At 67.1% G+C, this 12,093-nt stretch carries 10 protein-coding genes; 6 read left to right on the top strand and 4 right to left on the bottom strand.

Going from position 1 to position 12,093, the window contains the following annotated elements; all coding sequences use genetic code 11:
• The first annotated feature begins 35 nt into the window (after positions 1 to 35).
• From KB879_RS14420 to KB879_RS14405, 4 genes are all read left to right on the top strand, one after another.
• Positions 36 to 743 carry a GntR family transcriptional regulator gene (locus KB879_RS14420; RefSeq protein WP_022539212.1) on the top strand — a complete coding sequence of 236 codons (708 nt, stop codon included), beginning with the start codon at positions 36 to 38 and terminating at the stop codon, positions 741 to 743.
• 140 nt (positions 744 to 883) lie between these two features.
• Complete coding sequence (locus tag KB879_RS14415; RefSeq protein WP_010810355.1) at positions 884 to 1,060, top strand: hypothetical protein; 177 nt, start codon at positions 884 to 886, stop codon at positions 1,058 to 1,060.
• Positions 1,061 to 1,309: 249 nt separating this feature from the next.
• Positions 1,310 to 2,806 carry an amidase gene (locus KB879_RS14410; protein ID WP_211981877.1) on the top strand — a complete coding sequence of 499 codons (1,497 nt, stop codon included), beginning with the start codon at positions 1,310 to 1,312 and terminating at the stop codon, positions 2,804 to 2,806.
• Positions 2,807 to 2,848: 42 nt separating this feature from the next.
• Complete coding sequence (locus KB879_RS14405) at positions 2,849 to 4,153, top strand: MFS transporter (RefSeq protein ID WP_013953471.1); 1,305 nt, start codon at positions 2,849 to 2,851, stop codon at positions 4,151 to 4,153.
• Between the two features lie 32 nt (positions 4,154 to 4,185).
• Here KB879_RS14405 and KB879_RS14400 read toward each other — a convergent pair whose 3' ends face one another.
• The 4 genes from KB879_RS14400 to KB879_RS14385 form a co-directional block, all read right to left on the bottom strand.
• The gene (locus KB879_RS14400) at positions 4,186 to 4,956 is read right to left on the bottom strand and encodes a sulfite exporter TauE/SafE family protein (protein WP_011617520.1); all 771 of its coding nucleotides are present in this window, start codon (positions 4,954 to 4,956) and stop codon (positions 4,186 to 4,188) included.
• Positions 4,953 to 5,987: a phosphate acetyltransferase gene (gene pta, locus KB879_RS14395; protein ID WP_211981876.1), complete on the bottom strand. Its 1,035-nt coding sequence runs from the start codon at positions 5,985 to 5,987 to the stop codon at positions 4,953 to 4,955. The genes KB879_RS14400 and pta overlap by 4 nt, the downstream gene beginning before the upstream one ends.
• Positions 5,988 to 6,200: 213 nt before the next feature.
• Entirely contained in the window at positions 6,201 to 7,967 is a 1,767-nt protein-coding gene (xsc, locus tag KB879_RS14390; protein ID WP_153956276.1) for a sulfoacetaldehyde acetyltransferase, read from the bottom strand.
• A 478-nt stretch (positions 7,968 to 8,445) separates the two neighbouring features.
• Positions 8,446 to 9,528, bottom strand: a complete 1,083-nt coding sequence (locus KB879_RS14385) for a 4-hydroxyphenylpyruvate dioxygenase family protein (RefSeq protein WP_153956273.1) — start codon at positions 9,526 to 9,528, stop codon at positions 8,446 to 8,448.
• 264 nt (positions 9,529 to 9,792) lie between these two features.
• Here KB879_RS14385 and KB879_RS14380 point away from each other — a divergent pair, with 264 nt between their 5' ends.
• Positions 9,793 to 10,626 (top strand): shikimate dehydrogenase, encoded by an 834-nt coding sequence (locus tag KB879_RS14380; protein WP_041228683.1) that lies wholly within the window; start codon positions 9,793 to 9,795, stop codon positions 10,624 to 10,626.
• A gap of 95 nt (positions 10,627 to 10,721) precedes the next feature.
• The gene (locus KB879_RS14375; RefSeq protein WP_013953465.1) at positions 10,722 to 12,050 is read left to right on the top strand and encodes an MFS transporter; all 1,329 of its coding nucleotides are present in this window, start codon (positions 10,722 to 10,724) and stop codon (positions 12,048 to 12,050) included.
• The last annotated feature ends 43 nt before the right edge of the window (positions 12,051 to 12,093 follow it).

Raw genomic sequence — 12,093 nt, 5'->3', positions numbered from 1 at the left:
GACGCCAGCCTTTCCGCTTACGCCTTTGCCGACCCATGTCTCTCACTCCATCTCCTGCCGCGCCCGCCGAGCCGCTGAGCCTCGGTGCCAGCCACTCGCCGCTGTTCGCCCTTGTCACCGACAAGCTGCGTGAAGGCATCCTGAACGGGAAGTACGCGCCAGGCGAACGGCTGGTGGAAAACAAGCTGTCCGCCGAACTGGGCGTGTCGCGCATCCCGGTGCGCGAGGCGCTGCGCGCGCTGGCCAGCGAAGGCCTGGTGGTGATCGAGCCGCGCCGCGGCGCAACCGTGGCCAGCCTGTCGCCAGTGATCGCGCGCGAGATGGTGGAGGTGCGCGCGACGCTGGAAGGGCTCAACGCCAAGCTCGCCGCGCAGCGCCGCGACCCGGCGCTGGTCGCTGAGCTGGAGACCGTGCTGCGCCAGGGCATGGATGCCGCCGCGCAGGGCCGCGCGGATGAGTTGCTCGCCCTCAATACCCGCTTCCATGAGGTGCTCGGCACCATAGCCGCCAACAGCGTGCTGCAGGAAATGATGCGTTCGCTGCGCGAGCGCACCGCGGTGCTGTTCGGCCCGGCCAACGTGGTTCGCGCCCGCCAGAACTGGGATGAACACGCCCAGATCCTGCAGGCAGTCATCGCCGGGGATGCCGACCTTGCCGCCTTGCTGGCCGCGCGCCATGTCTACAGTGCCGCCAAGGCGGCAGACTTGCCGGTGGACGGGCAGGGCAGGGCAGAGGCGGCCTGAGGGCGTCGGGCCCCGGGTTTTTCCTCTCCCGTTTCCAGCATGTCGTTGCATGCCCGGCAACTGGGCATTGCATGCGCCGCCATGGCGCATTGCACCAATTTAGGTATACTGTAGGCATTCCAGATCAATAGGGATTTACCATGCAGTCGCCTGAGCAACGCTATCTTTCGCAACCCGTCGGCCAGCAACTGTTGCACCACTTTGCCGCGCGCAATGCCGTCCGCCATGCCACGCCGCTGCTGCCGCTGCGCCTGCGCGATATCGGCCGCTTCTTCCTGGCGCTGGGCGGCCGCGCCCCACGCCGTGGCCACTGCTGATCCAGCCTGACTGACCCGGCGGCGTCAGCACGCCGCCGCTGCCTCCTAGCAGGCGTTCTGCCTGCCGACCCTTCCCCTTCTACGCTTTTCAACCGCTGGCGTGCTTCAGCGCGCTCGCGCATGACACTTTCGCTTGCGCTCCGTTCAATACGGAATATAGTATACCAACGCATTCGCAGTACTTCCCGAAGCCTGTCCTATACGCCCCCACCGCGCCGCTGCCGGCTCGGATAATGACAAGGAGTCGATGTGAACCTGTCCGACCGGGCTCCCGGCCGTTTTCCGCCGTTGTGGGAGGTGGCACAGCGGCTCGCCGCCGGCGAAGTCTCCGCGGTAGAACTGGTGGATGGCTGCGAAGCCGCGTGGCACGACTGGCACGGCATCATCAATGCGCTGGTGCTGTCAGATTTCGATGCCGCCCGCTCCGCCGCGCTGGAAAGCGACCGGCGGCGCCGGGCAGGGCAAGCGCGCGGCGTGCTCGATGGCGTGCCGTTCTCGGTCAAGGAGTCGTTCGACGTCGCCGGCTGGCCGACCACTTGCGGCAATCCGGCCATGCAGGGCCATGCAGCCAAGCGCGACGCCGCAGTAGTGCAGCGCCTGCGCAATGCCGGCGCCGTCCTGCTCGGCAAGACCAACGTTCCGCTCGGCCTGCGTGACTGGCAAAGCTACAACGCCATCTACTGCACCACCCGCAATCCGCACGATCCGTCGCGCACGCCGGGCGGCTCGTCCGGCGGCAGCGCGGCGGCGGTGTGCGCCGGCCTGTCATATTTCGATGTGGGCTCCGATATCGGCTCCTCGCTGCGCAATCCGGCCCACTACTGCGGCATCTTCTCGCTCAAGCCCAGCCATGGCCTGGTGCCGCTGGCAGGCCACGGGGTGGGGCCGGCGCGCTTCGGCGAACAGGACATCAATGTCGCCGGCCCCTTGGCCCGCAGCGCGCGCGACCTGGAACCGGTGTTGCGCGCCATTGCCGGCCCGCACGGCGACGAGGCGCTGCCCTACCGCCTTGATCTGCCAGAGTGTCCGCACCGACGGCTGGCCGACTTCCGCGTCGCGGTGTTGCCCACCCATGCGCAGGCTGAAGCCGACGGCGAGGTCGCCGCGCGAATCGAAAAACTGGGCTGCTGGCTGGCCGGGCAGGGCGCGCGCGTGGACTGGCATGTGCGGCCGGATTTCGATGCGGCCGAACTGTGGCACGTCTACGTGACGCTACTGCGCGCGACCACCGCGGTGCACATGGACGATGCGGCCTATACCGATGCGTTGAACCGCACCGCCACAGCCGCCGCAGACGACCATTCCTACGCCACCCTCCAGTACACCGGCGCGACCCTGAGCCATCGCGACTGGCTGCGCCTGCAGGTGGCCCGCGAACGCTTTGCCACCGCGTGGCGGCGGTTCTTCTCTACCTATGACGTGCTGCTGTGCCCGGCCGCAGCCACCACGGCCTTCGCGCTGGACGAGGCCGGCGAGCCCTGGCAGCGCAGCCTCACCGTCAACGGCCGCGCGCAGCCGATGACCACGCAATTGTTCTGGGCCGGCCATTCCGGGCTGTGCGGGCTGCCTTCGGCGGTGGCGCCGATCGGGCCGGGCACCAATGGCCTGCCGGTCGGCGTGCAGATCGTCGCCGGCCGCTACCGGGATCTCACCGCGCTGCGCTTTGCCAGCCTGCTGGAAGACGCGGGCTACGCGTTCCGGCCGCCGCCGCGGCCGTCTGTCTTGCCGGCGGACCACAACAACTAAGCCACAACACCACACACACTACACACACCACAGGGAGGGATCATGTTCGACTGGTTCCGTGATTTGTCGCGCATGGAGCGCAAGGGCTTCTATGGCGCGTTCCTTGGGCATGCGGTCGATGTCTTCGACTTCATGATCTATTCGTTTCTTATCTCCACGCTGCTCGGGCAATGGGGCATGAGCAAGTCGACAGCGGGCGCCATCGTCACCTGGACGCTGGTGTCGTCGCTGGTGGGCGCGATCGGCGCCGGCATCCTGGCAGACCGCTACGGGCGCGTGCGGGTGCTGCGCTGGACCATCGTGGTGTTCGCGGGGGCCTGCTTCCTGTGCGGGCTGGCGCAGTCGCCGGAGCAGCTGATGCTGTTCCGCATGATCCAGGGCCTGGGGTTTGGCGGGGAGTCGTCGCTGTGCATGGTGCTGGTGACGGAGATGATCCGCAACCCGGCCCATCGCGGCAAATACTCGGGCTTTACCGCCAGCAGCTATTCCTTCGGCTGGGGCGCGGCCGCCATCGTGTACGCGATCGCCTTCAGCGTGCTGCCGGCGGAGACGGCGTGGCGGGTCTGCTTCTTCCTCGGCATCCTGCCGGCGCTGGTGGTGATCTACCTGCGCCGCAACCTGGAAGAGCCGGAAATCTTCCTGAAGAGCCGGGCGGCCGGCCGGCAGGGGGCGGCGCTGGCAGGCCTGGGCCGGCTGTTCCGTGGGCCCCTGCTGTCCAAGACCTTGCTGTGCAGCCTGCTGTCGGGCGGGATGCTGGGCGCGTACTACGCCATCGCTACGTGGTTGCCGACCTTCCTCAAGACCGAGCGCGGCCTGTCGGTGTTCGGCACCAGTTCTTACCTGGCGGTCACCATCATCGGCTCACTGATCGGCTACGTGGCGGGCGCCTACGCCACCGACCGCTGGGGCCGGCGGCTGACCTACATCGCCTTCGCGGTCGGGGCGTTCGTGGCCGCGCTGGTCTATATGGTGATCCCGGTGTCGAATACGTCGATGCTGTTCCTTGGCTTCCCGCTCGGCATACTGATGCAGGGCGTGTTCGCGGGCATCGGCGCGACCATCTCCGAGTCTTATCCCAACGATATCCGGGCAACGGGGTATGGCGTTTCGTATAACGCCGGCCGGGTGATCGGCTCGCTGTTTCCGCTGTCGGTTGGGTGGCTGAGTACGGGGCACACCTCGCTGCCGAGCGCGATCGCCATCGTGGCGGGAGTCGGCTACGCGATGGTAGTGGTCGCCGCGGTGCTGCTGCCCGAGACTACCGGTATGGACCTGGGGCAGGCGGGCGGCGGCGGGGAGAAGGAAGAGACCGCGCCGCTGGCGCAGCCCGCAGGCTCAATCGCCTGAGGCCGGTCCCGGCTCTAAGGGCGCGCGCGCCCTTAGAGCACCCACGCCGAAATCGCCGGCAGCATCAGGCTGGCCCCGATCCCGATCAACACCCCGAACGCCACCCTGCGCGTCGTGGCCGGCGAGAACGGCGGCGGAAAACGCCGCCCCAGCAACGTGGCGATCACCACCACCGGCACGGCAATGGCGGCCTGCACGCACACGGCGGCATCGAGCTGCCCCTGCCAGGCCGAGAACAGCGTGCGCACGGTGGAGGTCACGGTAAAGACCAGAATCAGCGCGCAACGGATTTCAACCGGCTTCATCGGCTGCCGGTAGAACTGGAAAATCAGCGGCGGGCCGGAGACGCCGAACATGCCGCTCAGCAGTCCGCCGAATACCCCGCTGACAAAGAAGGTGCCGTCGCCGGAGCGTTGCGCCAGCGGCGCGGGCTTGAGCGCGGCGCTGAGGCCGCCATACAGGATCACGGCGCCCAGCAGCAGCTGCAGCAGGGTGGCTGCGCTGGAACTCAGGTACTCCAGCACCAGCACGCCGACCACTACCGACGGCAGGATGCCGATGGCCGCCGCGGCGACGGCGCGCCAGTCGATATGCTGCAGCTTGCCTGGCAGCGCGCAGGCGCTGTTGGCCAGCGTGACCAGGCTCACCACCGCGGCCACGGTGGCCACGGGCGCCAGCCCAAGTCCGCTGGTGACGCCCATCACGATCATGCCAAGGCCAAAGCCGGTCACCGTCTGGAAATAGGTGCCTGCGCCGAGCAGGGCCTGCAGGCCCAGCAGCGGCAACAACAGTTCTGCCTTCATGCCGCCGCCTGCTCGCCCTTGCCGGCCTGTTCCGCGGTGGCTTGCGCCTGGACCACGGTGACGGCGATGACATGGAACACATCGTCCGCGCTGCAGCCGCGCGAGAGGTCGTTGGCGGGCTTGTTCAGCCCCTGCAGCATCGGCCCGATGGCCTTGGCGCCACCGACCCGCTCGGCCAGCTTGTAGCCGATATTGCCGGCTTCCAGGCTGGGGAACACCAGCACGTTGGCGTGGCCGTTCACCTGCGAATGCGCGACCTTGCGCGCGGCGATCTCGGCGACGATGGCGGCATCGAGCTGCACGTCGCCATCGATGGCCAGGCCCGGGCGTTGCGCGCGCACGCGCTCGGTGGCGGACACCACCTTGTCCACCGCCGCATGGCTGGCGCTGCCGCTGGTCGAGAACGACAGCATGGCCACGCGTGGCTCTTCCATCAGCAACGTGCGTGCGCTGTCGGCCGCAGCCATGGCGATACCGGCAAGCGCATCGGCATCCGGATCCACCACCAGCCCGCAGTCGGAGAAGATCAGCCCGCCCTTGAGCGTGTGGAAAGGCTCGCACAGCATCATCAGGAAGAAGCTCGACACCAGCCGGAAGCCGGGTGCGAGCCCGATCAGCTGGATCGCGTTGCGCACTACGTCGGCGGTGGTGTGGTCGGCGCCCGCCACCGAGCCGTCGGCGTGGCCGAGGCGCACCATCAGGTTGGCGAAGCACAGCGGATCGAGCACGGCGCGCTTGGCTTCATCGAGCGTCATGCCTTTCTTCTGGCGCAGCGCAAAGAGCTGCTGCGCGAACGAGGGCGCGAGCGCCGAGGTGGCCGGGTCGACCAGCGTCATGCCGTCCAGCCCGATGCCGTGGATGGCCGCGGCGGCGTTGATCTGGCGCGTGTTGCCGACCAGCACGATGCGCGCGATGCCTTCCTGCGTGGCGCGCTGCGCGGCCTGCAGGATGCGCGTGTCTTCGGCCTCGCACAGCACGATGCGGCGAGGCGCGGCGCGGGCGCGGTCGATGATGCGGAGGATGGCTTTCATGATGGTTGGCTTCAGAAACGGAAAAAAGGGCCGGAGCCCTTGTCATGCTTGCGGTGTGCTCCCCTCTCCCGCGTGCGGGAGAGGGGCAGGGGGGGGCGGTGGCATGCCACCAGGCGGAACTTCGTGGAGATCCCCGCCCTCACCCCAACCCTCTCCCGCAAGCGGGAGAGGGAGCAAACCGATCGCAAGCGGGGCGCCTGTACAGGCTCAGACTCAGACGTAGTCCTTGTACTTGTCCAGGTAACGCACCGGCTTGGCCAGCGCATCGCGGCGGAACGGGTCGCCCAGCTCACGCGTGCACATGATCTCGATGATCGTGGTCTTGCCATGATTCATCTGCAGGTCGATGGCACGCTTGAGTGCCGGGCCGACATCTTCCAGCCGATCCACCACGATGCCTTCGGCACCCATCGCCTTGGCGATTTCGGCAAAGCTCTGGTTGTCCAGCTCGCCCGCGACGAAGCGGCGGTTGTAGAAGTCCACCTGGTTCTTCTTCTCCGCGCCCCACTGGCGGTTGTGGAACACCACCGCGGTCACCGGGATATTGTGGCGCACGCAGGTCATGGTTTCCATCAGGCTCATGCCCCAGGCGCCGTCACCGGCGTACGACACGGCCGGGCGGTGCGGTGCCGCGACCTTGGCGCCGATGATGGTCGGGAAGGCATAGCCGCAGTTGCCCCAGCTCATCGCCGCGAAGAAGCTGCGCGGCTTCTCGAAGCGCAGGTAGCTGTTGGCCACCGAGTTGATGTTGCCGATGTCGGTGGACACCATCACGTCTTCCGGCATGGCCTTTTCCAGCTCGCGCAGCACCTGCCGCGGATGCAGGTACTGGCCGCCGCCGGGCGTGCGCTCCTGCTTCTGCTCTTCGATCATGTCCAGGCTATACGGGTCGCGCTCATGGGTCCAGTTGTCCAGCTCCTGCTCCCACGCGGCTTTCTCGCTGGCGATGTCGGTGGCGCGGGCGTCGCGGGTCGCGTCGCAGGCCAGCGTGCGGCCGGCCAGGCGCTGGCTCAGCGCGACCGCGGCAGCCTTGGCATCGCCGCAGATGCCCACCGAGATCTTCTTCACCAGGCCCAGCATCTTGTGGTCGGCGTCGATCTGGATGATCTTGGCGTTCTTGGGCCAGTAGTCCATGCCGTGCTGCGGCAGCGTGCCGAACGGTCCCAGGCGCGAGCCCAGCGCGATCACCACGTCGGCGCGCGAGATCAGCTTCATGGCAGCCTTCGAGCCCTGGTAGCCCAGCGGGCCGCACCACAGCGGATGGCTGGCGGGGAACGAGTCGTTGTGCAGGTAGCTGTTGACCACCGGCGCGCCCAGGCGCTCGGCCAGGGCCTTGCACTCTTCGATCGCATCGGCCATCACCACGCCGCCGCCCGAGATGATCACCGGGAACTTGGCGTTGGCCAGCAACTCGGCCGCTTCGTTCAGGCTCTGCTCGCCGCCGGGGCCGCGGTCGAGGCGGCGCGGCTGCGGGATCTCGACGTTGACCTTGCCGTAGAAGTGGTCACGCGGAATGTTCAGCTGGGTCGGGCCCATTTCCGCGGTGGCGCGGTCGAAGCAGCGGGCGGTGAACTCGGCCATGCGTGCCGGGTTGGTGACATGACCCTGGTACTTGGTGAACTCCTGGAACATCGGCAGCTGGTTGGCTTCCTGGAAGCCGCCCAGGCCGATGCCCATGGTGCCGGCCTCGGGCGTGACGATCACCACCGGGCTGTGGGCCCAGTAGGCAGCGGCGATCGAGGTCACGCAGTTGGAGATGCCGGGGCCGTTCTGGCCGATCACCACTCCGTGGCGGCCCGACACGCGGGCGTAGCCGTCGGCCATGTGGCCCGCGCCTTGTTCGTGCACCACCGGGATCAGGCGGATGCCCGCCGGCGCGAAGATGTCCATCGCATCCATGAAGGCCGAGCCCATGATGCCGAACATGTCGGTCACGCCATTGGCGGCCAGCGTTTCAACGAAGGCTTCCGACGGGGTCATGGTCTGCGGGCCGGCCGGGACCTGGCTCTCCTTCGCGGCGGCCGAGCCACCGGAAACGGCGGGATTCGAGGTGGTATCGAGGTCGCGCATGGCGTTGTCTCCTGATGAGGGTCTTATAAAGTGGAACAGGACGTTCCGGAAAATTGCTTGTTGGGGGAAATGTAGGCGGAAGACTCCGATTGGTCAATAGGAAGTTTTGATTTATGGAATGAAACGAATGAAAAAATGAGACAAGAATGCGATTGAAGTATCGTAAGCGCCATTTATCGGGCGTTGATACGCGCTGCGAGGACGGGGAAATCGGGATGCGCCCGGGCCGGGCAGGCAAGCAGGACGCCGGTGAGAGATCACCGGCGCTGGCGAATAAGGCGGGAAGTGTGACGAGCCCGCCGCCTCAGGGACGCGGCGAGGAAGCGCGAGCTGGCGCGCTTAGCAGGGCGCGGTCTGACTGGGCTGCATGCTGGTGAAGGGGGCCGTGTCAGCGTACCGACAGCGCTTCCAGCACTGGCAGGTTGCCCTCGCCGAAGCCCTGATGTCCGTCGCGCTGGACGATCTCGAAGAAGAACTCGCCCGCCTCGCGCCTCACGAACGCCTGCAGGAAGCGCTCCTGCGTGCGATCGGCACGCATGGCGCCGTCGGCCAGGATGCCGTAGCGCTGCAGCGCGGCCAGGTCCAGGCCATGGCCGGGCAGGCGCGTGTCGACGGAATCGTAGTAGGCCGCCGGCGGCTGCACAAACTGCACGCCGTTGCCGGCCAGCGCAGCAGTGCTGGCGAGTATGTCGGCGCTGGCCAGCGCAATATGCTGGATGCCCTCGCCGTGCTGGTCCGACAGGTAGTGGCGCATCTGGTCATGGCGCGTCGTTCCCTTCTCGTACAGCGGAATGCGAATGCGCCCGCACGGCGACACCAGCGCATGCGCCGCGCTGGCTGGCTGGAGCTCGCGGAAGCCCAGCACCTTGCGGTAGAAGTCCAGCCATTCCTCGAGATGGCCTTGCTCGACGGCCTGGGTCAGGTGGTCGACGCGCAGCAGCCCCGCGTCCGGCGCATTGTCGGGCTGCGGCAACGGGCGAAAATCGACGTCGTAGATCGAGATATCGCCCACGTCACCTGGCCGGCCTTCCTTGCCGCGCCAGCGGTCGATGAAGTAGAGGATCGACTGGCCGATGCCCTGGATGGCGGGGATATTGAGCTCCATCGGCCCCACGGTGCCGCCCTCGAAGGGCCATGCGCCAGCTTCCAGCGCGCGGGTAAAGGCGGCCGCGGCATCGTTCACGCGGATGCCGATGGCGCAGATCGACAGGCCGTACTCGCTGGCATAGCGCGTCGCGAACGAATCCGGCTCGGCATCGACGATGAAATTCATCTCGCCCTGCCGGTACAGCTTCACGGCCTTGTGGCGGTGACGGGCGATGGCGGCGAAGCCGAAACGTTCAAGGGTGCGACCCAGCGCGGCCGGGTCGGGCGAGGCAAATTCGATGAACTCGTAGCCCTGGATCCCGAGCGGGTTGTCCCACGTCTGGAAATCGTCGGCGCGCGGGGAAGAGACGTCTGCGGCGCTCATTGTCGTTGCTCCTGTTGGGTGGCGATGGGGGGCGGTGCCGGGCCATTGCGGCGACGATCGGATCATAGCAACGCGCCCCCGCCGGGCCGCGCCTGGACGGCGCATCGCAGCACCTCGTAGAAACCCGAACTGCGCGCCTTGATCGCGCATATGCGTTCACTGATCGCGCAATATGGCGTAAAGGACGCTTGGCTGGCGGGCAGCCGGCCACTAATCTCCGGTCATCGAAACGCACCCGGGCCGGCCGCCAGGCTCACCAACACCATGATCAATGGCAAGACCACGCTCATCCCGCACCTTGGTTATCCCACGGAGTCGTTCAAGGCGCCGATGATCTACAACCCCTGGTTCGCTCAGCAGGGCATCGACGCGGTGGTGGTGCCGATGGGCGTCAAGCCCGACAACTATGCCGAAGTGTTCCGCTCCCTGTTCCGGCTGACCAATATCCGCGGCGCGCTCGTGACCATGCCGCACAAGGTCGCCACGCTGGAACTGGTGGACGAGCTCACGCCGGCCGCCCGCATCGCCGGTGCGTGCAACGCCGTGCTGCGGCGCGACGACGGCACGCTGGTCGGCGACCAGTTCGATGGCGCCGGCTTTGTGCGCGGCATCGTGCGCAAGGGCTGCCGGCCGGAAGGCGCGCGCGCCATCGTCTCCGGCAGCGGCGGCGTGGGCAGCGCGATCGCCGCCTCGCTGGCGCAAGCCGGCGTGGCGGAACTGGCGCTGTTCGATGCCCGCGAAGGCGCCGCGCGTGCGCTGGCCCGCCGCCTGGCCGAGCATTACCCGGCGTTGCGCGTGAGCACCGGATCGGACGATCCGCAAGGCTTCGACGTGGTGGTCAACGCGACCCCGCTCGGCATGCACGCAGGCGACCCGCTGCCGTTCGACGTCGCGCGCATCGCCCCCGGCGCGATGGTCGGCGAGGTGGTGATGAAGCACGAATACACCCCCTTCCTCGAAGCCGCACTGGCCCGCGGCTGCAAGGTCCAGGTGGGCACCGACATGCTGTTCGAGATGATTCCGGCCTACCTGGAGTTCTTTGGTTACGGCACAGCCACACCTGAAGCGCTGCGCGCGGTTGCGCAGATCCGGTATTGAGGGCAGGGCGCGTGCCCTGGCCGACAGCCGAGCGGATGCCATCCCATAAAGGCACGCCGGCAAGCATTTCCAATCTAACGGTGGAGACAGACAAGATGACCACGACTCACAAGGAGCTGCCGGCTGCTGCGGCACCCGGCAACTCGCTCGGCGACAAGATCCGCGCCGCCTTTGCCTTCGGCAAGGTGCGCTGGGGCATGCTGGCGCTGGTGTTCTTTGCAACCACGCTGAACTACATCGACCGCGCTGCCCTTGGCGTGCTGCAGCCGGTGCTGGCCAAGGCCATGTCCTGGACCGCGCAGGACTACGCCAATATCAACTTCTGGTTCCAGGTGGGCTACGCCATCGGCTTTGCGCTGCAGGGGCGGTTCATCGACATGGTCGGTGTCAAGCGCGCGTTTGCGCTGGCGGTGCTGTTGTGGAGCATCGCGTGTGGTGCCCATGCCTTTGCGGCGTCCGCGGTCGGCTTCATGATCTGCCGCTTCTTCCTTGGCTTGTCGGAGGCGGCCAACTATCCCGCCTGCGTCAAGACCACGCGTATCTGGTTCCCGGCGAGCGAGCGCGCCATTGCCACCGGCATCTTCAATGCCGGCACCAATGTCGGCGCCATGCTTACGCCGATCATGCTGCCGCTGATCCTGCAGGCCTGGGGCTGGCAGGCGGCCTTTATCGTCATCGCCTCGCTGGGTGCGATCTGGCTGGCGTTCTGGTATGCCCGCTACCACAACCCGGAACAGCACCCGACCGTCAGCGCCACCGAACTGGCCCACATCACGCAAGACGTCGAACCGCCTCCGCACCGCATCCGCTATTCGCAAATCCTGCGCATGCGCGGCACTTGGGCCTTTGCCCTGGCCTACGCCATCACCGCGCCGGTGTTCTGGTTCTACCTGTACTGGCTGCCGCCGTTCCTGAACCAGCAGTACCAGCTCGGCATCAGCGTCACGCAGATGGGCCTGCCGCTGATTGTGATCTACCTGGCGGCCGACGTGGGCAGCGTGGGCGGCGGTGCGCTGTCGTCGTGGCTGATCAGCCGCGGCATGCCGGCAGTGCGTGCGCGCCTGCTGTCGATGCTGATCTTCGCCGCATGCATCACCTCGGTGGTGATGGCCGCCGGCGCCAGCAGCCTGTGGATGGCCGTGGCCGCGATCTCGGTCGCGATCGGCGCGCACCAGGCGTGGACGGCGAACATCTGGAGCATGGTGATGGACTACACGCCCAAGCATGTGGTGAGCTCGGTGTTCGGCTTCGGCGGGATGATCGGCGCCATCGGCGGCATGTTCATGACGCAGCTGGTCGGCTACGTACTGACATCGACGCACAACAACTATGCGGTGCTGTTCACGATGATCCCCTGCGCCTACTTCATCGCGCTTACCTGGCTGTTCTTCCTCGCCCCGCGCAAGGTGCCGGAAGTTGCCTGACGCCTTTCGATGTTGCCTGACCCGGCGGGGCGTTCGCCCCGCA

This window comes from Cupriavidus sp. KK10, from assembly GCF_018223725.1.
Taxonomy (GTDB): Bacteria; Pseudomonadota; Gammaproteobacteria; order Burkholderiales; family Burkholderiaceae; genus Cupriavidus; species Cupriavidus necator.
Note: the sequence above shows the minus strand (reverse complement) of the source record. Positions and strands in the feature narration are given on the sequence as shown.